The sequence below is a fragment of the Kaistella sp. genome (genome assembly GCF_049588135.1).
GTDB lineage: Bacteria > Bacteroidota > Bacteroidia > Flavobacteriales > Weeksellaceae > Kaistella.
In genome coordinates this window covers 23,778-45,421 of record NZ_JBAVFG010000091.1, presented here as the reverse complement: position 1 = coordinate 45,421, position 21,644 = coordinate 23,778, and the positions used below count along the sequence as shown (strand labels likewise).

At 35.2% G+C, this 21,644-nt stretch carries 19 protein-coding genes; 11 read left to right on the top strand and 8 right to left on the bottom strand.

Features of this window, described 5'->3' with window-relative positions; translation table 11 throughout:
* The first annotated feature begins 348 nt into the window (after positions 1-348).
* The 3 genes from WBY99_RS05435 (at position 349) to WBY99_RS05425 (ending at position 3,449) form a co-directional block, all read left to right on the top strand.
* Positions 349-1,698 (top strand): TolC family protein, encoded by a 1,350-nt coding sequence (locus tag WBY99_RS05435; RefSeq protein ID WP_423975319.1) that lies wholly within the window; start codon positions 349-351, stop codon positions 1,696-1,698.
* Between the two features lie 75 nt (positions 1,699-1,773).
* Complete coding sequence (locus WBY99_RS05430) at positions 1,774-2,364, top strand: SprT-like domain-containing protein (RefSeq protein WP_423975318.1); 591 nt, start codon at positions 1,774-1,776, stop codon at positions 2,362-2,364.
* A gap of 2 nt (positions 2,365-2,366) precedes the next feature.
* Positions 2,367-3,449 carry a mannose-1-phosphate guanylyltransferase gene (locus WBY99_RS05425; RefSeq protein WP_423975317.1) on the top strand — a complete coding sequence of 361 codons (1,083 nt, stop codon included), beginning with the start codon at positions 2,367-2,369 and terminating at the stop codon, positions 3,447-3,449.
* A gap of 60 nt (positions 3,450-3,509) precedes the next feature.
* On the opposite strand, the gene WBY99_RS05420 is transcribed toward WBY99_RS05425, so the two are convergent.
* The 3 genes from WBY99_RS05420 to WBY99_RS05410 are packed head-to-tail and all read right to left on the bottom strand — an operon-like array spanning position 3,510 to position 6,027.
* Positions 3,510-4,475, bottom strand: a complete 966-nt coding sequence (locus tag WBY99_RS05420) for a glycosyltransferase family 9 protein (RefSeq protein WP_423975316.1) — start codon at positions 4,473-4,475, stop codon at positions 3,510-3,512.
* On the bottom strand, positions 4,472-4,891 hold the full coding sequence (locus WBY99_RS05415) for a SufE family protein (protein ID WP_423975315.1): 420 nt from the start codon (positions 4,889-4,891) through the stop codon (positions 4,472-4,474). Before WBY99_RS05415 ends, WBY99_RS05420 begins: the two co-directional genes overlap by 4 nt.
* A 38-nt stretch (positions 4,892-4,929) precedes the next feature.
* Positions 4,930-6,027 carry a glycosyltransferase gene (locus WBY99_RS05410; protein WP_423975314.1) on the bottom strand — a complete coding sequence of 366 codons (1,098 nt, stop codon included), beginning with the start codon at positions 6,025-6,027 and terminating at the stop codon, positions 4,930-4,932.
* A 318-nt stretch (positions 6,028-6,345) separates the two neighbouring features.
* Between WBY99_RS05410 and WBY99_RS05405 the strand changes: the two genes are divergently transcribed.
* The gene (locus WBY99_RS05405; protein ID WP_423975313.1) at positions 6,346-8,865 is read left to right on the top strand and encodes an ATP-dependent Clp protease ATP-binding subunit; all 2,520 of its coding nucleotides are present in this window, start codon (positions 6,346-6,348) and stop codon (positions 8,863-8,865) included.
* Positions 8,866-8,942: 77 nt separating this feature from the next.
* On the opposite strand, the gene WBY99_RS05400 is transcribed toward WBY99_RS05405, so the two are convergent.
* Positions 8,943-9,446, bottom strand: a complete 504-nt coding sequence (locus tag WBY99_RS05400) for a superoxide dismutase family protein (RefSeq protein WP_423975312.1) — start codon at positions 9,444-9,446, stop codon at positions 8,943-8,945.
* A 152-nt stretch (positions 9,447-9,598) separates the two neighbouring features.
* On the opposite strand from WBY99_RS05400, the gene WBY99_RS05395 reads away from it, so the two are divergent.
* The 7 genes from WBY99_RS05395 to WBY99_RS05365 all read left to right on the top strand — a co-directional run bounded on the left by WBY99_RS05395 (position 9,599) and on the right by WBY99_RS05365 (position 16,944).
* Positions 9,599-11,818 (top strand): TonB-dependent receptor, encoded by a 2,220-nt coding sequence (locus WBY99_RS05395; RefSeq protein WP_423975311.1) that lies wholly within the window; start codon positions 9,599-9,601, stop codon positions 11,816-11,818.
* 112 nt (positions 11,819-11,930) lie between these two features.
* Positions 11,931-12,572: a hypothetical protein gene (locus tag WBY99_RS05390; RefSeq protein ID WP_423975310.1), complete on the top strand. Its 642-nt coding sequence runs from the start codon at positions 11,931-11,933 to the stop codon at positions 12,570-12,572.
* A 200-nt stretch (positions 12,573-12,772) separates the two neighbouring features.
* Positions 12,773-14,536, top strand: a complete 1,764-nt coding sequence (gene mutL / locus WBY99_RS05385; protein WP_423975309.1) for a DNA mismatch repair endonuclease MutL — start codon at positions 12,773-12,775, stop codon at positions 14,534-14,536.
* Between the two features lie 5 nt (positions 14,537-14,541).
* Positions 14,542-15,186: a rhomboid family intramembrane serine protease gene (locus WBY99_RS05380; protein WP_423975308.1), complete on the top strand. Its 645-nt coding sequence runs from the start codon at positions 14,542-14,544 to the stop codon at positions 15,184-15,186.
* A 10-nt stretch (positions 15,187-15,196) separates the two neighbouring features.
* Positions 15,197-16,177: an endonuclease/exonuclease/phosphatase family protein gene (locus WBY99_RS05375; RefSeq protein WP_423975307.1), complete on the top strand. Its 981-nt coding sequence runs from the start codon at positions 15,197-15,199 to the stop codon at positions 16,175-16,177.
* 1 nt (position 16,178) lies between these two features.
* A complete protein-coding gene (locus tag WBY99_RS05370; RefSeq protein ID WP_423975306.1) occupies positions 16,179-16,544 on the top strand; it encodes a hypothetical protein in 366 nt (121 codons plus the stop codon).
* Between the two features lie 55 nt (positions 16,545-16,599).
* On the top strand, positions 16,600-16,944 hold the full coding sequence (locus WBY99_RS05365; protein ID WP_423975305.1) for a hypothetical protein: 345 nt from the start codon (positions 16,600-16,602) through the stop codon (positions 16,942-16,944).
* A gap of 31 nt (positions 16,945-16,975) precedes the next feature.
* Here the strand turns inward: WBY99_RS05365 and WBY99_RS05360 are convergent, their stop codons facing one another.
* From WBY99_RS05360 to ftsZ, 4 genes are all read right to left on the bottom strand, one after another.
* Entirely contained in the window at positions 16,976-18,490 is a 1,515-nt protein-coding gene (locus WBY99_RS05360; protein ID WP_423975304.1) for a GH3 auxin-responsive promoter family protein, read from the bottom strand.
* Positions 18,491-18,595: 105 nt separating this feature from the next.
* Positions 18,596-19,006 carry a BrxA/BrxB family bacilliredoxin gene (locus WBY99_RS05355; protein ID WP_423975303.1) on the bottom strand — a complete coding sequence of 137 codons (411 nt, stop codon included), beginning with the start codon at positions 19,004-19,006 and terminating at the stop codon, positions 18,596-18,598.
* 276 nt (positions 19,007-19,282) lie between these two features.
* Positions 19,283-19,729 carry a GatB/YqeY domain-containing protein gene (locus WBY99_RS05350; RefSeq protein ID WP_423975302.1) on the bottom strand — a complete coding sequence of 149 codons (447 nt, stop codon included), beginning with the start codon at positions 19,727-19,729 and terminating at the stop codon, positions 19,283-19,285.
* Positions 19,730-19,821: 92 nt separating this feature from the next.
* On the bottom strand, positions 19,822-21,642 hold the full coding sequence (gene ftsZ / locus WBY99_RS05345) for a cell division protein FtsZ (RefSeq protein WP_423975301.1): 1,821 nt from the start codon (positions 21,640-21,642) through the stop codon (positions 19,822-19,824).
* Positions 21,643-21,644: the final 2 nt, after the last annotated feature.

Genomic DNA, 21,644 nt, shown 5'->3' with positions numbered 1-21,644 from the left:
ATAATAGACGTGAAAAAAGTTGGTAGAATTATTCAAAAATCTCACATGTCTGCATATAAGCAAATTTCTATTCTCGAAAGTTTAGGAATCATTGAAGAGCTTACCGGTGGTGAAAGAGGAAAAATCTATGTTTTTCAGAAATATCTAAATCTATTTAAAAAATAATTTATCGATTCAAATGAGCCTAATTTTGTATCAGATACTAGGATAAATTATAGAACAAGAAAACCACCATGAATTGCTTGCAAAAGATTCGGTTTATAGATCAATGTGGAATAAGCAGAGCATTTCATTAAATTAATTTGTAACAAATCATCAAAAACATCGTCTTATTCTTTAAAATTATCAATGAAGAAATCTGCTGTTTTTTTTCTGAGTTTACTTTCTACTTTTATGTTTTCTCAAAAAGTATGGACGTTGGAAGAATGTGTGAATTACGCCGTAGAAAACAATCTACAGGTTATTCAAAATTCCTATAACAAGAAACTTCAGGTGAATTCTTTACAAATTGCAAAACGCCAATATCTTCCATCCGTTACCGGTACTATTAATAATAATGCAAATTTCGGGCAGGGAACAGATATTTTTGGGAATACCAACCGGAATGATAACTTCAATAATAATTCCAGGGTTGGCACAGATATTTTACTTTTTAACAATGGTAATTTAGAAAAAAGCATAAGAAAAACGGAGTTTGATGTTGAGGCCAGTGGATTTGATGTAGAACAAATTAAAAATGATATTTCGTTACAAATTGCGCAACAATATCTTTCGATTTTATTGAATAGAGAGATTACCAAAATTTCAGAAAGCGCTTTGGATAATGCCGATAAACTCTACAAAAGAGCAAAGATTACGACCGAAGTCGGTACCACTCCACAAACGATTTTAGCAGAAGCGGAAGCCGCTTTAGCTAGAGAAAAACAAAATGTAAAAACCGCACAAATTAATACAGAGAGAAGTTTATTTGCACTGGCAATGCTTTTGCAGCTTCCGGAATATAAAACTTTTGACATACAGAATATCGATGTTCAAAGTGAGATTGAGGCGCCATTATTCTCTGCAGATCAGATTATTGATAAGGCGTTTGAAAATCAGCCCCAAATAAAATCCGCAGAAAATAGAGTGAAATCGGCAGAAGCGCAAACTGAAATTACAAAAACCGCTTTTTGGCCTAGCGTTTCCACATTTGTAGGAATGGGAACTTCCTATTTTAATTCTTTGGTGACAAATACTGTAGGTCGTGATATTAATGGAAACCCGATAAAAGAAAGTGGTTTTTTCAAACAATACAAAGATAATTTCGGACAGCAGCTCGGACTTTCAGCGAACATTCCTATTTTCAATAAAGGGATTACGAAATTAAATGTACAGCAATCGAAAATTAATGAAGATATCGCTAAAAACGTTTTGCTTCAACAAAAGCAGCAGGTTTTACAGAATGTGCAGAAAGCCCAGTTTGATGCAGAAAGTAATTACGAATCGTATCTCGCTGCTTCACAGTCAGAAAAAAGTTCAAAACTGGCACTCGATTTTGCCGAGAAAAGCTATAATGCAGGAAAAACAACGATTTACGATTTGAATACTGCCAGAAATAATTATGCGAACGCCCAGGGAAGTGTTGAGCAATCGAAGTTTAATTACATATTTAGTTTAAAACTATTGAACTTCTATGCCGGGATTCCCTTATCTTTATAAAAATTTTAGGAGAAATTCTTAATCCAGTAAAAACTAGGAAAAGAGAATTTCTTAGTCTTAAATGGAAGTTAAAAAATGTCGATTTCGCTATTAGAAAAATATTTACCGAACCACTGTTTGCCACATTTGAAGAAATGGTTTGGCGATTATCCCATTCATATAAAAATCACGAGAGGGAGAAATTCCAAACTTGGCGATTATCGGAAAATGCCGGACAAATCGCATCAGATCACCATCAATTCTACCTTGCAACCACCGCTTTTCTTTTTTGTATTAACCCATGAATTAGCGCATTTATTGGCTTTTGAAAACTTTGGTCACCGTATTTCGCCACATGGAGTAGAATGGAAGCATACTTTCAGAACAATGCTTTTGGAAAGTATCTCGGTGTATGACGAAGATTTAAAACCGATTATATTAAAATTTTCAAAATCTCCGAAAGCGAATTTTATGGCGAGTCCAGATTTGGTGAGATACTTCCACATCGAGGATTATGAAGATGAAACTTCCTATATAGAAGATTTAGAAATAAAAGATCAATTCATTTACAGAAAGCAGATTTATATCATTGAAGAAAAACGTAAAAAAAACTATCTTTGTACACAACTCGATACCGATAAAAAATATATTTTTAAACCTTTGGCACGAGTAGAAAAAATAAGTTAACTATGTTTATGTCAAATAATTACTGTGTTATCATGGCAGGAGGAATCGGAAGTAGATTCTGGCCAATGAGCACTCAAAAATACCCGAAACAATTTCAAGATATTTTAGGAACTGGCAGAACGATGATTCAGCAAACCTATGATAGAATACGTAAAATCGTACCTATAGAAAACATTTATGTCATCACCAATAAAGAATATATTTCGCTTACTGCAGAGCAATTGCCAGAAATAAATCACGAGAACATTGTTGGTGAACCCATGATGAAAAATACTGCTGCATGTAATATTTATATGGCAAAAAAAATTGGTAGTAGAAATGCAGATGCCAATATCATCGTCTTGCCAGCAGATCATCTTATTTTAAAGGAAGATACTTTTCTACAAAAAGTAGAACTCGCTTTTAATTTGGCTGCAAAAAATGATTATCTAATTACCTTAGGAATTACACCTACACGACCAGATACTGGTTACGGATACATTCAGTTTGTTGAAAAAAATAATTCTGATTATTTTAAAGTTAAAACTTTTACCGAAAAGCCAGATTTAGAAATTGCACAGGCATTCTTAGATAGCGGCGATTTCTTGTGGAATGCAGGAATCTTTGTTTGGAATGTGAAATCTATTCTTTCTGCTTTTGACAGCTATTTGCCAGAAATGACCCAGAATTTTGAAAGTTGCGAATACAATTCAAAAGATGAAGAACACTGTATTGATTTGATTTATCCTAAAGTGAATAAAATTTCGATTGACAATGGCATTTTAGAAAAAGCAAAAAATGTGTATGTTATTCCTGCCGATTTGGGTTGGAGCGATTTAGGAACTTGGACTTCAATTTATGAGAATTCTGAAAAAGGTGAAAATGAAAATTCGATCAATACGAAGCATGCGGTTACTTATAATTCAAAAGGTAATTTGATTAAATTAAAAAATGAAAATAAAGCGGTAGTCATTGATGGATTAGAAAATTATATTGTAGTAGATACCGAAAAAGCACTTTTAATTTGCCCAAGAGAAAATGACCAACTGATCAAAGATTATGTACAGGATTTAAAAACTCTGAAAAAGGGAGAAAAATTCATGTAAAACCAAAAGAAAATAATTGCAAAATCCTTTCATTAATTTGGAAGGATTTTTTGTTTTATATTAAACTAAATCGATAATTCTTTGGATATCAATCTCTTCTAAACAAGCCCAGTCACCACGATAGCATTCTTTATCACCGAAAACAGAGCATGGCCTACAAGTTAAATCTTTAACTTGAACGATGTCGTTTTCACTTTGCCCATAACCTAGAAAGCCTGCAAAAGGATGGGTTGATCCCCAAACGGAAATACATCGGGTGCCTACTAAACTTGCCAAATGCATATTGGCAGAATCCATTGAGATCATGACTTCTAGTTCTGCTATCTTTTGTAACTCTTCTTTTAAAGTCAATTTCCCGGCTAAACTTTCGGTATTTGCTATTTGTTGCTGCCAGTCGTTGAGAATGGTAACTTCATTTTCCCCACCGCCAAAAAAATAGATTTTGTGGTTTTGTGCTAAAATTCTTACGACCTCAAAAGTTTTTTCTAAAGGGAGCATTTTTCCTTTGTGTTGGGCAAAAGGAGCGATTCCGATTCCTTTTTTGACTAAAGTTTTTTGAGGATATTGGTGAGAGAGTTCGAGTTTGAAATTCATTGCCCGAAAGACATCTGCATAACGTTCACTGGTTGGTTTCAGTTTTTTCTTATCTAAATTCCAAACATCGATCAGGTGTTCTTTTTCTTCTTTTCCTTTATGTATTTTAAAGACTTTAAATCCATTTTTGATAAAGAATAAATCGAGGGTTTTTGTTCGAATCACATCGTGCAAATCTGCGATATAATCTGGGTTGAATTCTTTTAATAATAGTTTGCCCAATTTCCTGAGCCCCAAAATCCCTTTGTAATGATCAACATCAATTCCTTTAAAAATCAAATTGGGGATTCCTTCGAACAGATCCTTGAAATTATCTCGGGAAACGATGACTACTTCTACCTCGGGGTTTTGCTGAAGAAACTCGGTAAACACGGGAACGGTCATTGCGACATCTCCGAAAGCTGAAAAACGATATGCTAAGATTCTGGTCAAGATTTTAATTGAAATGCTACTGCGTAAAATTTAATTTGCTTGGTCATCGCCATTAAACCATTGGCTCTAGAAGGTGACAGAAATTCTTGTAATCCAATTTCTTCAATGAATTTAAAATCAGAATCTAAAATTTCTTGAGTGGAATGACCGCTGTAAATCGAGACCAAAAGAGAAATGATTCCTTTGGGTAGAATCCCGTCAGAGTCTGCGTTAAAGTAGAGTTTGCCATCTTTAAATTCTGCATCAATCCACACTTTTGATTGGCAACCTTTAATTAAATTATCATCTATTTTCTTGTCTTCAGGCAATCCTTTCAGTTCTTTACCAAGATCGATAATGTATTCATATTTCTGTTCCCAATCTTCCATAAAAGCAAATGCTTCTACGGTTTCTTGCTGTTTTTCTTTGATGGTCATCGGTCAATTCAATTTGTGCAAAGATAAGAAATTCGGTCTTAGAAATTTTCTGCGATTACTTTTTTAAATAAAGAGATAATCTTCGATTCTTCTTGCTCCCAACAAAGTGCTGCGGCTGCTTTTTTTAATTCGGGTTGATAAAATGCTCTTCCTTTTTCTAAGACTACTTTAATTTTATCAGCAATATTTTTAGGGTCATGATTTTCGATGAGTTCACCAACTTTGAATTGATGATAAACTCGCACCATCTCGGGAAAGTTGATAAGCACCAAGGGAACGCGCGCCTGAACAGAATCGGCAACTTTATTTGGTAATGAATAGAGGTAACTTACGCCGCCATTTTCTTCAAGGCTTAGGGCAACGTCTGCCGTTTTGGTAATTTTACGAAGCTCCGTTGGAATGAGCTTTCCTAAAAACTCCACTTTGTTCCCAAGATTTTCTTTTCTAACGAGCTCTTCATATTCAATCCGTTTAGGACCATCTCCCACAATTTTAAAGATGACATTATCTAGAAAATGAGTGGCCAATATTGCTTGCGGAATCCCTCGTGATTGATTGATGACGCCTTGATACAGAATAATTTTGGGATTGTTATTTGGGATTTCAACGGGCTCGGTAATTCTTCGGGGAATATTTCTTACCACAACAGGATTCACATGATATTTAGCTGAAAACCATTCCGCATAGCTCTGGCTTTCTGTCATCATATATCTGATATTCGGAACGAGACGTTTTTCTAAAAGCCTCCAGATCTTTTGTGTAAATCTCCCCTGAATTGCTGGCATTTCTGTAAAGATTTCATGGCTATCGAAGACAAGTGGGATATTTAATTTTTTAGAAATTAGAACATTGGGTAACAGAGCATCCAAATCATTGGCGAGAAGGATGGTGTTTTTATCAGCGTTCTTTTTTAGTTCTTTATAAAGTTTCCAGTTAAATTCTGGATATGCAGACTTTAGCGATGATGACGAATGTCTTATTCGGCTGAATTGATAAGGACGTTGCATTTCACCTGCACCTCCCCAATCATTTCCTATTAACACGATTTCATATCCGTTTTTATACAAAGTTTCACATACTTTTTCAATTCTTTGGTCGGTATATAGGCTGCTAAATGCAGAAACAATAATTTTCATAATGGACGCTAAATTAAGCTTTTTTAGCCAAATAATCTTCTTGAATAAAACAAATAACAGCTTTAAAAATAATGATTGTTCACCTGTAATTACAGTGAATACCAAATAATACAAATAGAAAACAACCGATTAAGATTGATCTGATTATTCAGAAAGGGTGTTATTCTTTTTTAGAAGATAAACGCAATTGTTTTCTGTGAAATGAAAAAATCTTCTCTGCCATTTAGTCTTGAATTAATTTTGGTAAAGAATTTGTAACTTACCTAAAGAATTTAAAGATTTTATATTATCTTTAATTAATAGACGAGAAACAATAATATGGATAGTCAATTTTCAAACGGTTTGGATCAAGTTTTCAAACAAAGTAAAGACGAAGCAAGACGCTTGCATAGCGAGTTTCTAAATACAGAACATTTCCTTTTGGGAATGATTAAAACAGACAACTCTGCCAAGGAAATCATGCATAATTTGGGAGCCGATTTAACCCAAATCAAAAGAAAAATCGAAACAATGTCGGTCGCCAGTTTAAATCCGTTTTCTGTAGAAAGTGAAAAGATATCTTTTACAAAAATGGCGGATCAAGCGGTGAAAAGGTCTGAGTTAGAATGCAGACAATACCAAAATTCAGAAGTGAATACCGTTCATTTATTGCTTGGTATTCTATACAAATCAGAAGATCCTACAACCAGTATTTTAAGTTCGTATGATATCGATTATGAAAGAGTGACTAAGGAATATCAAACAATGTTGAAAAATTCTGGACAAAACCCTAAAATGAGTGCGTATGAAGATGATGATGAGCGTGAAGAATTTGGACAAATGAGAAAACCTACCGGAAACATCGGTGTCGGAAAAAGCAAAACCCCGACTTTGGATAATTTCGGAAGAGACCTTACAGCACTTGCAAGAGAAGGGAAACTAGATCCCGTTATCGGTCGTGAAAAAGAAATAGAAAGGGTTTCACAGATTTTATCGAGAAGGAAAAAAAACAATCCACTTTTGATTGGTGAACCAGGGGTTGGTAAATCAGCAATTGCAGAAGGTTTGGCTTTAAGAATTCAACAGAAAAAAGTGTCGCGAGTTCTTTATGGAAAACGGGTGATTACTTTGGATTTGGCAAGCTTAGTTGCCGGAACAAAATACCGTGGACAATTCGAAGAAAGAATGAAAGCAATCATGACCGAGTTGGAAAAAAACCGAGATGTCATTTTATTCATCGATGAATTGCACACCATCGTTGGTGCAGGAAGTTCGACTGGAAGTTTGGATGCATCAAATATGTTTAAACCTGCTCTTGCAAGAGGTGAAATTCAATGTATTGGTGCAACGACTCTGGATGAATACAGACAGTATATTGAGAAAGATGGTGCTTTAGAAAGACGTTTTCAAAAGGTAATGGTAGAGCCAACAACCGTTGAAGAAACCGTGCAGATTTTAAATCAAATTAAAGACAAATACGAAGATCACCACAATGTAATTTATACCGACGAAGCGATTTTGGCTTGTGTAAATTTAACCGCAAGATATATTACCGACCGTTTCTTACCAGACAAGGCAATTGATGCAATGGACGAAGCAGGTTCTAGAGTGTATATTAAAAACATGAAAGTTCCAACCGAAATCATCGAGTATGAAAAGAATATCGAAGTGATTAAGGAACAAAAACAACAAGCGGTTAAGAAACAAGATTATCTTGAAGCCCGAAAACTAAAAGATGAAGAGGAACGCTTGCAGATGGAATTAAATGCAGCGCAAGAACAATGGGATAAAGATGTAAAAGAGAAAAAAGAAATCGTAAGCGAAGAAAGCGTCGCTGAGGTGGTGTCAATGATGAGTGGAATCCCAGTAACCAAAGTCGGCAAAAATGAGCTCGACAAACTGGCTCAAATGGAAGAGATCCTTAACACAAAAGTAATTGGACAGCCAGATGCAGTGAAAAAAGTGGTGAAAGCCATCCAAAGAAATAGAGCAGGGTTGAAAGATCCTAATCGACCAATCGGGACCTTTATTTTTTTAGGAACAACAGGTGTTGGTAAAACCGAATTGGCAAAAGTGATGGCTAGAGAATTGTTCGATTCCGATGAAGCTTTGATTAGAATCGACATGAGTGAGTACATGGAGAAATTTGCAGTTTCCCGATTAGTAGGTGCGCCTCCAGGATATGTGGGTTATGAAGAAGGTGGACAATTAACCGAAGCTGTTCGTAGAAAACCTTATGCAGTAGTGCTTTTAGATGAAATTGAAAAAGCGCATCCAGATGTTTTCAATATCTTATTGCAGATTTTAGATGAAGGTTTTGTTACAGATTCTTTAGGTAGAAAAATTGATTTTAGAAACACAATCATTATTTTAACTTCTAATATTGGAACCAGAGATTTGAAAGATTTCGGTGATGGAGTTGGTTTTGGAACGAACGCTAAGAAATCAAATACCGATGCAAGAGCGAGAAGTACCATTGAAAATGCGTTGAAGAAAGCTTTTGCACCAGAATTCCTGAATAGAATTGACGATATCGTGATCTTTAATAATTTAGAAAAAGAAGATATTTCGAAAATCATCGATTTGGAATTGGCTAAATTATACAGCCGTCTGGCAAAATTAAATTACAAAGTTGAATTAACCGATGACGCAAAAGAATTTATCGCTGAAAAAGGTTGGGACAAAGACTTTGGGGCAAGACCTTTGAAACGGGCAATCCAAAAATATATCGAAGATCTATTGGCAGAAATGTTGGTGAACAAGGTATTAACCGAAGGCGGAACAGTAGTTTTGAAATTAAATGAAGCCAAAGACGGTTTAGAAGGAGAACCTACTAAAATGAAAGAGAGCGTAGAATAAGTTTTCAAAAAACTAAAAAAATCCGTCTTATCAGTATTTGATAAGACGGATTTTTATTTTAAGAAAGAACGTTTCGTTTACTTAATTTCAATACAACCCACTCTGCCACCAGCGTTCCCTGTTGGCTGGCTATGAAAATCATCTGCATCTGCATGAATAATAATTGATTTCCCGATAATATTTTTGCTCTCATCTTTACATCCCATGCACCAATTATTCGTTTTGAAAACCAATTTCGCAGTTCCCTCTTTATCAGCCACTAAATTGCCAATATCGCCCATGTGAAATTCGCCATGTTCCCATTTTCCATGTTTTTCAGAAGTAGGGTTCCAATGTCCGCCGGCAGAACTTCCGTCAGCAGCCGAGCAATCTCCCTTTTCATGAATATGAACTGCGTGAATCCCTGGAGTTAATTTATAAACATTCAGGTTCATTTGAACATTTTCACCTTTTTGCGAAAATTGAGCAGTTCCCTGAGTGTCGGTTCCGCTTTTAGGATTGATGATATAAGACTTTGTGGTCGTGCACGATACCGCAAAAATTGCGCTAAATAGCAACATAGAAAGTTTAGCGATTTTCATAATATTTAATTTTAGATTAATGTGAATAATTGTTTTTGAATAAACGAAGAAATCGTTTAAAATACCATTCGGTTTACAAATTTAACCATTCGGCGGATTAAATTTTCAGCAAAAGCCATTCCGTTATACATTTGTGGTATAAAATTATCATCATGCAAACCTTTCTTATTTCTAAAGTGCTGCTTCTTGTATTTTTTTTTATGGGAATTTTTTCGAGTGCACAAATCACCATTTCTGGAAAAGTTAATTTCAAAAATAAAGGATTAAAAGATATTTCAGTCACTTTAAAAGATACTTACGACGGCGCAACAACAGATGAAAACGGGAACTATTCTTTTGAAACTTCTGAAAAAGGATCGCAGGTTTTGGTTTTTTCAAACTCCAAATTTGTTGAAATTGAAAAGCCAATCCTGATTGAAAATCATAATCTCACAGTTAATTCCGATTTAAAAGAACAGATCTCCGAAATTGATGCTGTAGTTATTTCCGCAGGTTCCATCGAGGCAAGCGACAAAAAAAGAGCAACTGCACTTTTAACTCCAATTGATATTTATACGACAGCGGGAGCAAATGGTCAGATTTCTTCTGCCCTAGAAACCCTTCCCGGAGTTCAGAAAATTGGCGAAACTGAAGGTTTATTTGTTCGTGGTGGAACTGGTGAGGAAACTAAATTTTTTATGGACGGCAATTTGGTCAATAATTTTTTCGGAAATTCTATTCCGGGGATCAAATCGATGGATCGCTTAAATACGTCTTTATTTAAAGGAAATGTATTTTCCAGTGGTGGCTATTCTGCGATTTATGGTCAGGCATTATCTTCGGTTTTGATTTTAGAAAGCATCGATTTTCCAGAGAAGAATTCCGTGGATTTGGGTATTTCACCTTTGTTTCTAACTGCGGGCTTTCAAAATGTAAATGAAGAAAAATCGCAATCATTTGGGATTTTTGGCTCTTATTCTAATTTGGGATTGATGACGAATTTAATTAAATTCAATAACGATTTTACCAAAGCTCCCGAAAGTTTCGGCACCAATTTTAACTTTAGAATAAAAAATAAAAATGGAGGAATATTGAAATATTACGGAAGTTTCGATACCAATAAAATCGGATTGCAAGCAGAAAGTTTAGAACCGAATATCGATTTCGATAACACCTCATTAAAAGGGAAAAACACTTTTCATAATTTATCTTTCAGACAGAAATTTGGCGAATACGTTTTGAATTTAGGGAGTTCTTATACTTTTAATGCGAATTTAATTGACCTTAATGATACTTTTCAAAATCTAGAAATCAATCCAAATTCAATTGATATTAAAGGAAATTATTTCAATGCGAAAGGTGTAGTAGAAAGAAAGATCAATCGCATATCCGCAGTTAGAGGTGGTGTTGAATTTAATCAAGCGCATGAAAAAACAAACGTAGCATTATCTCCGATTCCTTTTCAATCCAACAATCAAATTACCTCGGTTTTTGGCGAAACAGATTTGGGTTTCAGCAATCATTTATCGGCGAAAGTGGGTTTAAGATCTGAATATTCTTCTGAAATTAATCAATGGAATCTTGCGCCTAGATTGGCAATGGCATATCGAATTTCGAAAAACTGGACGACTTCTCTAGCGTACGGAATTTTCTACCAAAACCCGGAACAGAAATACTTTGGAAGCAATCCTTTAAATTATCAAAAAGCTGAACATTATATTTTGCAAGTTCAGAAATCGGAGGAAGGAAGAAGTTTTCGACTCGAGACTTTTTATAAAAACTACGCCGATCTTATTAAAATAAAAGTCTTGGATTATCGCCCAGTTGCCATTAATAATAACGGAGATGGTTTTGCAAAAGGTTTCGAAGTTTTTTGGCGCGATAAGAAATCAATTAAAAATATCGATTATTGGGTTTCCTATTCTTACTTGGATTCCAAGCGAAATTTTCAGAATTATGACCAAAGTTTATTTCCTCATTTTGCAGCAAAACATACCCTTTCTGTAGTCGCCAAAAAATTCGTAACCGACTGGAAAACCGGCTTTAATCTTTCTTATACTTATGCTTCTGGAAGGCCATTTTATAATTTCAAAACAGACGGAAATGGCGATTATCATTTGAGTCAACAAGGAAAATTGAAAGATTTTAATGCCCTTAATTTTAGTTTAAATTACTTGCCAAGTTTGGGCAAAAAAGATGCTAAAACGTTTACAGTATTGGTATTATCTGTTAATAATATTTTGGGACAAAAAAATATTTATGGGTATCAATTTTCTAATGACGGCTTACGAAGCAAACCTGTTTTACCATCTGCCAATACTTTCGTTTTTATTGGAGCCTTCATCAATTTCGGGATTGATAGAACGCAGGATGCAATTAATAATAATCTTTAATACCGTCCAGAAAAGAGAATTGACCGTTCAGTAAATATAAATTTCAAATCATATTTAACTCAACTACCTTTGATTCATCAAAAAAATAATACCAATCAAAAATTTTAAAATAATGAAAAATCTCTTATTAACATTCCTTCTAGTTTGTTCAGGAAGTGTTTTTGCACAAACTACATTCGAAAAAGTAATGTCTGAAAAAATCGCAAAACTAGAACAGGCAAAAACACAAGAGGAATTTACAGCCCTATCGAATGATTTCATAAGAATCGCAGATAAAGAAAAAACACAATGGCTTCCTTATTATTATGCTGCACAAGCCACCATTGAAAAAGGCAGAAACTTAATGCGTACCGGAAAACTTGCAGAATTAGATGCGATTGCGGGAGAAGCACAAACTTCTTTAGACAAATCCATTGCGCTGAGTAAAGATAATGCCGAAATCTTGATTTTACAAAAAATGATTCACGGTTTAAAAATGATGGTCGATCCACAATCTCGATATATGAGCGAAGGAATGTTGGGTGCAGAAGCACTTTCAAAAGCAGAAAAGCTGGATCCAGAAAATCCAAGAATTACTTTATTAAAAGCAGAAGACACCTATTACACGCCCGAACAATTCGGTGGTAGTAAAACGAAAGGTTTGGAATTATTTCAAAAATCGCTCGATCAGTTCAAAGTGTATCAACCGAAAACGGCATTAGATCCAACTTGGGGAAAAGGAGAAGTAGAATATTTCTTGACCAATAAACCTTAACTCAATTAAAATTTACCCTAAAACCTCTGGAATTTCTAGAGGTTATTTTTGTTTGAAGCAAAAAATAAATCGCTATTTTTACCAGTTGAAAAAATGACCGCGAATTCCTTTTAGCATCGTGTTTTATCAGAAATTCAGCAGATGAAATTGAAGTAATTAAATTGATAATTACTAAAAAACAGATTAGATCCTTTTATTAAATGTCAGACATTATAAAACTTTTGCCCGATCATGTCGCCAACCAAATTGCCGCTGGTGAAGTGGTTCAGCGACCTGCTTCTATCGTAAAAGAATTAGTAGAAAACTCCATCGATGCCGGTGCTACCAAAATTGAGTTGATTATTCGGGATGCCGGAAGAAACTTGATTCAAGTCGTGGATAACGGAAGCGGAATGAGCGAAACCGACGCAAGATTAGCGTTTGAAAGACATGCCACTTCCAAGATTAGTACGACCGAAGATATCTTTAGAATTTCTACTAAAGGTTTTCGTGGCGAAGCGTTGGCTTCGATTGCGGCCGTGGCAGAAGTGGAATTGAAAACCAAAACTGCAGATGCCAAAATCGGCACCAATATTTATATTGAAGGCGGCGGCTTTCAATTTCAAGAACCGATTCAAACCACCGAAGGTTCTAATTTCTCGGTGAAAAATCTTTTTTATAATGTTCCTGCCAGAAGGAAATTTCTGAAAAATAACAATATCGAATTTCGGCATATTATTGATGAATTTCAAAGAGTTGCTTTGGCTCACGAAAACTTAGATTTCGAACTTTTTCATAATGATGATATTGTTTTTAGATTACGAAAAGGCAGTTTATTACAAAGAATTGTAGATGTTTTTGGACGAAAATTACAACCGCTTTTAATTCCAATTAAAGAAGATTTAGGTTGGATTCAGCTCAACGGATTTGTTGCCAAACCAGAAGGAGCGAAAAAAACCAGAGGCGAGCAGTTTTTCTTTGTTAATGGAAGATATTTCAGAAGTCCTTATTTTAATAAAGCCGTTCAGGAAGCATTTGAAGGTTTGCTTTTGCCGGGATATATTCCGACCTTTTTCTTGTTTTTAGAATTGGATCCGGGGAAAGTCGACGTTAATATTCATCCGCAAAAAACGGAAGTTAAATTTGAAGATGACAATTTGATTTTTGCTTTGGTTCGTTCTACGATCAAGAGATCTTTGGGGATTTACAATGTATCACCAAGTTTAGATTTTGAACGGGATTCCGGAATGGATGCTTTTTTAAATCAGACCAAAAGTACCAGCGGCAGTTTTAAAGTTCCGGAGATTGTAGTTGATCGGGATTATAATCCTTTCCGTGAAGAAACGGTTTCGGCAGGAGAAAAAGTAGCAATGACCGAAATGTATCAGCAAAATATACAGGCTGAGCCTTCGAAAATTAATTTGTTTGAAGACGAAGATTTCGATGAAGATTTAATGCGCCTTCCGAATGGATATTGGCTTTTTAATAAAAACGGAAAAACATTAATGCTCGATTTGGGCAGAATGCACCGATTGATCGTTAGTGAAAGAAATTCGCAGAAAAAACGTAGCAATGAAAAGCATACCCTTCTTTTTTCGTTGGAATATCACATGAATGAAACCGAAAAAAATAAGTTCCGATCGATAAAAAAATATTTGCCGGAACTAGGTTTTGAAATGATTATTGCGAATGATAATGTTTTGCGAATTGATGCTGTACCACAAGGTTTGAAAGAAACGCAAGTGATGAAATTCCTCGAAAACATTTTTGAAATATTAGAATATAGAACGGAAGATGAATTCCTGGATTTTTATAATAACCAATGGAATAAAATCCAAAGTAAATCCCGTTTTGATTTTTTATATAAAATGGATGCCGAACAAGTGATTAAAGATTTCACTGTGTTGGGTTTCCCAGAATTCTTGCCATCGGGAAAAAGATGTTTTATCGAAATTCCTTTAGATGATTTAAAAAATAAATTTTAAAAATTATGTTTCCAAGACTTACACCGATCACTAAAAATATCATCATTCTGAATGTTGTATTTTATCTGACCTCTAATTTCATTATGTTCCCCAAATTATATGAAATGTTTTCTGTGTATTATATTGCTTCTCCTCATTTTAAGGTTTGGCAAATCATCACTCACATGTTTATGCATGCGCCATTGCACAGCGGTATGGGGATTACTCATATTCTTTTTAATATGTTAACGCTGATGAGTTTTGGACCGGTTTTAGAACAGGTTGTGGGCGATAGAAAATATATTATTCTTTATTTTGCTAGTGGTATTGGGGCTTATGCATTAAACTGTGGCTGGAACTTTGTTCAAATAACGCAACTTGGCGCAAATGTCGAAGAAATTTATTCTATTCCAATGATGGGAGCTTCAGGTGCTATTTTCGGGGTAGTTGCAGCATTTTCAACGATGTTTCCAGATTCTAAACTCTTCTTTATGTTTATTCCGTTTGGGATTAAAGCTAAATATTTATTACCCGGAATTATTGTAATTTCATTGTATTTGGGATTCAGCGGTTCTATGGAAGGAATTGCCCATTTTGCGCATATTGGAGGTGCCGTTGTAGGATATCTATTAGCGAAAAACTGGAAGGACAATCAGTACCGAATTAATTAAAATCGTATTCGTGAAAATTTTCAGATTTGGCTTAGTTTTAATTCATGTTTTCATCATTGTTTTGTTGAGTGGAACGGTGCTGAACGATTACGTTTCGCCGAAAGTATTTCCATACCTCAATTTGCTTTCTTTGGCATTTCCGGCATTGATGATTTTGAATTTTATGCTTTGTTTCTTATGGATTATTTTATTGAAAAAACGAGCATTATTTTTCATCGCAATTACATTCATGATGATTTCCCCTATTCGAAGATGGATTAATTGGACTGATAAAACGGTAGAAATACCCAATCTTAAGATTGTTACCATGAATGTTAAAGGCGGTTCAATAGGCGGATATGAAAAAATTTACGACTATTTAGAAAAGACCAATGCAGATATTATCTTTGGTCAGGAATATGGGTCTGAATTTAATATTCCCAATTACCCTTACCGAACCAGCAATTATAGAACAATCGCAGTGAATTCCAAAACCAAAATTTTGGATCAAGGCAAATTAGAGTCCACGGGGAAAGGGATTGCTTTTTATGCAGATATCCAATTTAAGGGAAAAATAATCCGAGTGGTGAATGTTTATTTAAATCCATTTTCTTTCGATAAACAAATGGTAAAACCCGTAGAAAACATGGAGAAAAATAAAACGAAAATTAAAGATGTCATCAAAAAACTGGTTCCAACTTTTAAAATACATCAGCAGCAGATTGCAGTTATTCGAAAAGCCATTGATCACTCTCCCTATCCTGTAATTCTCGCTGGCGATTTTAATTCGGTTCCTAATTCTTACGAGTATTATCATTTGGGGAAAGGTTTGAATGATGCTTTTGTGGAAGCTGGACGAGGAAGCTCTACCAGTTTCCATGATTATAAATTCCCAATTAGAATTGATTATATCTTTAGTTCCAAAGAAATAAAACCAGTCAGTTATCATGTGGATCGTTCGGTAAAACTTTCTGATCATTTCCCAGTTATTGCCGAATTTAAAATAGATTAAAATGAAAAATTCATCTATTATAATAATTCTTTTTTTCCTTATTTCTTGCGGAAAAGAAACAGCCACACAAGCGATTGTGGTTCAAGAAAATACGGCAATTGCACCTTATGATACCATAGCCATTGATTCTTTCTCACAAGGAGCAACTTCGGTAGATGTAGCAAGAAAAATTAGGATGTCATCTCAAAAAGTGCAAGATTCTTTAAAGCAAATAAAGCTAAAAAATGAGGAAGAATTGGTATTAAAAAAAGCCAAAGACGAACAGTTAAAAGCTGAGAAAAAAGCAGAAGAAATTAAAAATAAAGCTGCCGAAGAACTTCATAAAGCGAAAGAAAAAGCATCTTCTACAATTCCTAAAACTGAATAGCCGATAAATCAGTAATTTTATTTAAATTTGAAATTCACTTAAATACATTTACAATATGAAAAATTATTTTTTAGTTGCAGCAGTACTTTCATTAAGTTTAGTAAGCTGTAAAAAATCAGAGTCAAAAGTTGAGACCGTAGAGAACCCCGATGGTACAGTTACGACTACAACAACAGAAAGTGAGCATTCTATAGCAGTTGATTCTGCAAAAATTAATGCAACAGTCGATCATGCAACAGAAAAACTAGATGAAGCTGGAAATAAAATTGATGCAGCCACTGACCAAGGACTTCATCAACTAAAGAAAGCGGGAGAAGACGTTAAAGATGCCGCAGCCAAAGGTGCTGAAAAAGTAGAAAAAGGTGCCGAAAAGGTAAAAGAAGATTTGAAGAAGAAATAAGAAAGTCTGCTGTTCATTCAGCAGATTTTTTTTATTCATTCATCTTTAATAGCGGCTCAATATATTCGCGGTCATTGCTTAATCGTGGAACTTTATTTTGTCCACCGAGTTTCCCTCTTTCAGACATCCAATTGTAGAAGAGATGAGGTTTAGCAACATGAATAATTGGCTTTTTCAACGTGATATTATTATACCTTTTCGCTTCGTAATCCGAATTTACAGATTTTAAATGATTGTCAAACACTTCGGAAAACTTTTCTAAATCTTTTGGCTGTTCTGTGAATTCGAAAATCCATTCGTGCGCGCCACTTTCGCCTTGCTGCATAAAAACCGGCGCACCTGTAAAATCCAAAATTGAGGAATCCGTTGCTTCACATGCTTTTGAAAGTGCATTTTCTACATTGTCAATCATGAGTTCTTCGCCAAAGGCATTGATGTAATGTTTCGTTCTTCCCGAAACTTTAATCCTGAAAGGTTGTAAAGAAGTGAATCGAACGGTATCACCTATTAAATATCGCCATAGCCCACTATTGGTGGTAATTACCATCGCATAATTTTTGCCGATTTCAACTTCCTCTAAAGGAATGGCTTGTAAGTTATCGGGATCAAATTGATCCATCGGAATAAACTCATAAAAAATTCCGTAATCTAACATCAGTAACATTTCGTCACTTTCGAACTGATCCTGAATTGCAAAGAATCCTTCTGAAGCATTATAAATTTCGTAGTAATTAATGTCTTTTCCTAAAATCTTTTTGTACTGCTCTCGGTAAGGTTTGAAACTGATTCCACCGTGAAAAAACACTTCCAGATTCGGCCATAATTCGGAGATATTTTCTTTGCCGGTTTCGTTTAAGATCCTTTGTAATAAAACCATCATCCAACTTGGAACTCCGGTTAAACTGCCAACCTCTTCATTGGTAACTTCAGAAACGATTGCTTTTAATTTGGTTTCCCACTCCGACATCAGCGACACTTTTTTGCTAGGTGTGGTTGTAATTTCTACCCAAAAAGGGAGGTTGTCTATTAAGATTGCAGAAAGATCCCCAAATTTTGTATTAAAGTTTTCATAGAAATCAGCACTTCCGCCTAATCGCAAATTTTTATTGATGAATAACTGATTGTCTGGATGATTGTTGGCGTAAATAGAGACGAGGTCTTTGCCTGCTTTCATGTGGCATAATTCCAAGCTTTCGTCGGTAATAGGAATAAATTTGCTTTTGGCATTGGTAGTTCCAGATGATTTAGCAAAGTTTTTCACCAGACCTGGCCAGAAAACATCGCGCTGTCCCTGTCTTGCCTGCTCGATATAAGGCTCGAAATCTTCATAAGTAACGATAGGAACACTTTTGGTAAAATCTTCATAACTCGAAATGGAGCTAAAACCGTGAATCTTTCCGTAATCGGTATTTTCGGCATAGTATAGTTGGGAAAATAGCACCCCGTTTTGGGTTTCAATCGGACGATCCATAAAATTCTGAATCTGATCAATCCGCTGACGGATAAACCAATTAACCACGGTATTAAAAAGTGCTTTTGTTGCCATAGAGAACAAATATAATATTTTTCTGCTAAAAGATCATAGGTTATGTACTACAAAAAATTCCGCTTGTAATAAAGCGGAATTTCAATCTTAACTAAAAACTTAGTTTTAGCAATATTCTTCGTAAGCTCCTTGTAAATTAGCAGCAATTGCTCCTGCAGGATTTCCTTCGATGTGGTGTCTTTCCAGCATGTGTACCAATTCGCCATCTTTGAAAAGTGCGATACATGGAGAACTTGGCGGGAATGGTGCCAAAAATTTACGCGCTTCGTCAACCGCTTCTTTATCATAACCTGCAAAAACGGTTACAAGATTTGTAGGTTTTTTATCTCCTGTAAGTGAGAAAACAGCGCCTGGTCTTGCTGCACCTGCTGCACAACCGCATACAGAGTTGATCATTAATAACGTTGTGCCTTCTTTTTTAATTGCTTGGTTTACGGCTTCAGCAGTGGTTAAATCCTGAAAACCTTTATCGGTTAGTTCATGCTTCATTGGCATTACTAAATCATCTGGATACATATTGTATGTTTTTTAAATTAAACTTTTATTTAGAACGATTCTGATTTGCAAATTTAAGTATTATTAATCAGACTAGTTCAATACTATTTTCAACAAAATCGTTCCATCTTTTAAAGTTGGACTTTTTGTCTACAAAAAAACCCGAAACATAAATGCTCCGGGTTTCAATCAAATCGATATGCAAAGGTTGAATATCCTTTTTTGTAGTTCAAAATTTAAGATTTTTTAATTCAAAGTTTTTCAACTCGGAACTCTAAACCTGAAATTCGGAACCGTTTAGGAAAGTAATTTTTTTGCCATTTCGGAGATACTCTTTCCGTCGCTCTTTCCGGCAAGTAGTTTACTTGCCATTCCCATTACTTTTCCTAAGTCTTTTGCGCTTTCTGCGCCCGTTTCTGCGATGATGTTTTTCATCGCTGTTTCCAGTTCTTCACTGGTCATTTGCTGCGGTAAATACTTCTCAATAACTTTGCTTTGTGCTTCTTCCACTTCGGCAAGATCGTTTCGGTTTTGAGCCATAAACTGGTCATAAGAGTCTTTTCGCTGCTTAATCATTCTTTGTAAAATTGCAATTTCCTGTTCCGCTGAAACTTCTGCTCCTTTTGCTTCTGTTTTCAACAATAAGATTTGAGATTTTACTGCACGCAAAGCATCTAAAGCAACTTTGTCTTTTGCTCGCATTGCGTCTTTAATCGCATCACTGATGATAATTTCTAAACTCATAATTTTCTTGTTTTTAGCTTTTGGCTTTTGGCAATTTGCATTTTTAGAACTTTTAGAAAGTCATTCGCAATTCGCCAAAAGGCATTTGCAATTTAATCTACGTCTTTATTTAAAAAACGGTTTTCTCTCACTTGCATTTTTCCGTCACTTTCGGTAAGGAAATTACTGATTTTTTGTGCTGAAGCATTTTCCTGCCCGATTGAAATATTTTTTCTACGGAAAGCTGGAATGGTTTCAAATTCATTTTCTAGCTCGAAATTTTGATATCTTGAATTGAATTCTTTCAATTTATTTCTTCTTTCTAAAACTTTCTCGTTGTTTGTAGTTTTAGTAATGAAAGTAAAATCGTCTTCAATATTTAATATCGGTTTCTCTACTGCTTTTTCTTCCACCTTAGGTTCTAACTTTTGAACCGGTTCTTCTTTGATGATTGCTTTAGGTTGCGGTGTTTCAACTTTCGGCTCTTCAATCGGTTCGTTTACGAAAAAACTGAATTCCATAGGCTTTTCTTCCGAAAAAGTAATTTTGTTTTCAACAGATTTTTCTTGCTTTTTATCTTCTGTTTCAAAAGTAAAAGATTGCGAGAGTGGCTCGTTACCAAGTTCGCCATCATAACTGAAAAGATCAAATTCTGGTGTTTCTTCTTGAATAAAGCTTTGCGACGTTTGATTTTCTTCAACAAAACGATTAATCTCAATTGGAGTTTCTTTTTCGATAACTCTAGTTTGCTCCACTGTTTTTACTTGAAATTCATTCGTTAAAAAATCATCTTCATCATCTAAAATAAATAGATTTTTGGGAGATGGATAATCCGTTGGTGCTTGTTGATTTTCAATAGCAGCTTTAAAAGCTGTTTCTCTTTTCTTAGCTGGTTCCATGGAATCTGCCAAAGTGAATTTCACCGTTTCTGTTACTCCAGAATTTTTTTGATGTTCTTTGGAAAATCCTGTGGCAATAACCAATACACTTACAGAATCTCCTAATTCTTCATCCGTTCCAACTCCGAAGATAATGTCTGCGGTATGCCCGGCTTCTTGCTGGATATGATCCATGATCACTCCGATTTCGTCCATGGTTACTTCTTCAGAACCACTTCTGATAAGCAATAATACATTTTTCGCTCCGGTAATTTTATTATCATTCAATAACGGAGAATCCAGTGCTTTCTTTACCGCTTCTTCCGCTTTATTTTCACCAGAAGCAACTCCGTTTGACATCAATGCAGTTCCTGAATTTGCCAACACCGATTTCGCATCACGGAAGTCAATATTCACATCGAAATATCCGGTAATCACTTCTGCCATTCCTTTCGCAGCATTCGTTAATACTTCATCGGCTTTAGAGAAACCTGATTTAAATCCTAGATTACCAAACTGCTGACGTAATTTGTCATTATTAATAACGATTAGCGAATCCACATTATTTCTTAGTTTATCCAAACCTAATTCAGCTTGGTCTAATCTTCTTTTTCCTTCAAAACTAAAAGGTACGGTAACGATTCCTACGGTAAGGATTCCCATATCTTTAGCCACTTTTGCAATAACAGGAGCAGCACCAGTTCCGGTACCACCGCCCATTCCGGCAGTAATGAAAACCATTTTGGTGTTTTGTCCCATGGCTGCTTTAATGTCTTCGATACTTTCGATCGCAGCTTTTTCACCAACATCTGGATCAGCTCCTGCGCCCAATCCTTCAGTAATGGTTAATCCCAATTGCACTTTGTTTGCAACCGGATTATTATCTAAAGTTTGCGAATCGGTATTACAAATCACGAAATCTACACCATAGATTCCACGTTCATACATGTGTTTCAGGGCATTGTTTCCACCGCCACCTACGCCGATTACTTTAATTATTGATGAATTTCCTTTTGGTAAATCAAATGAAAATCCAGGGGTGTTTATATTTTCCATAG

Coding starts and splice junctions, on each gene's coding strand:
- WBY99_RS05435 (WP_423975319.1), top strand. CDS start 349: ATGAAGAAATCTGCTGTTTTTTTTCTGAGTTTACTTTCTACTTTTATG.
- WBY99_RS05430 (WP_423975318.1), top strand. CDS start 1,774: ATGTCGATTTCGCTATTAGAAAAATATTTACCGAACCACTGTTTGCCA.
- WBY99_RS05425 (WP_423975317.1), top strand. CDS start 2,367: ATGTTTATGTCAAATAATTACTGTGTTATCATGGCAGGAGGAATCGGA.
- WBY99_RS05415 (WP_423975315.1), bottom strand. CDS start 4,891: ATGACCATCAAAGAAAAACAGCAAGAAACCGTAGAAGCATTTGCTTTT.
- WBY99_RS05410 (WP_423975314.1), bottom strand. CDS start 6,027: ATGAAAATTATTGTTTCTGCATTTAGCAGCCTATATACCGACCAAAGA.
- WBY99_RS05405 (WP_423975313.1), top strand. CDS start 6,346: ATGGATAGTCAATTTTCAAACGGTTTGGATCAAGTTTTCAAACAAAGT.
- WBY99_RS05400 (WP_423975312.1), bottom strand. CDS start 9,446: ATGAAAATCGCTAAACTTTCTATGTTGCTATTTAGCGCAATTTTTGCG.
- WBY99_RS05395 (WP_423975311.1), top strand. CDS start 9,599: ATGCAAACCTTTCTTATTTCTAAAGTGCTGCTTCTTGTATTTTTTTTT.
- WBY99_RS05390 (WP_423975310.1), top strand. CDS start 11,931: ATGAAAAATCTCTTATTAACATTCCTTCTAGTTTGTTCAGGAAGTGTT.
- mutL (WP_423975309.1), top strand. CDS start 12,773: ATGTCAGACATTATAAAACTTTTGCCCGATCATGTCGCCAACCAAATT.
- WBY99_RS05380 (WP_423975308.1), top strand. CDS start 14,542: ATGTTTCCAAGACTTACACCGATCACTAAAAATATCATCATTCTGAAT.
- WBY99_RS05370 (WP_423975306.1), top strand. CDS start 16,179: ATGAAAAATTCATCTATTATAATAATTCTTTTTTTCCTTATTTCTTGC.
- WBY99_RS05365 (WP_423975305.1), top strand. CDS start 16,600: ATGAAAAATTATTTTTTAGTTGCAGCAGTACTTTCATTAAGTTTAGTA.
- WBY99_RS05360 (WP_423975304.1), bottom strand. CDS start 18,490: ATGGCAACAAAAGCACTTTTTAATACCGTGGTTAATTGGTTTATCCGT.
- WBY99_RS05355 (WP_423975303.1), bottom strand. CDS start 19,006: ATGTATCCAGATGATTTAGTAATGCCAATGAAGCATGAACTAACCGAT.
- WBY99_RS05350 (WP_423975302.1), bottom strand. CDS start 19,729: ATGAGTTTAGAAATTATCATCAGTGATGCGATTAAAGACGCAATGCGA.
- ftsZ (WP_423975301.1), bottom strand. CDS start 21,642: ATGGAAAATATAAACACCCCTGGATTTTCATTTGATTTACCAAAAGGA.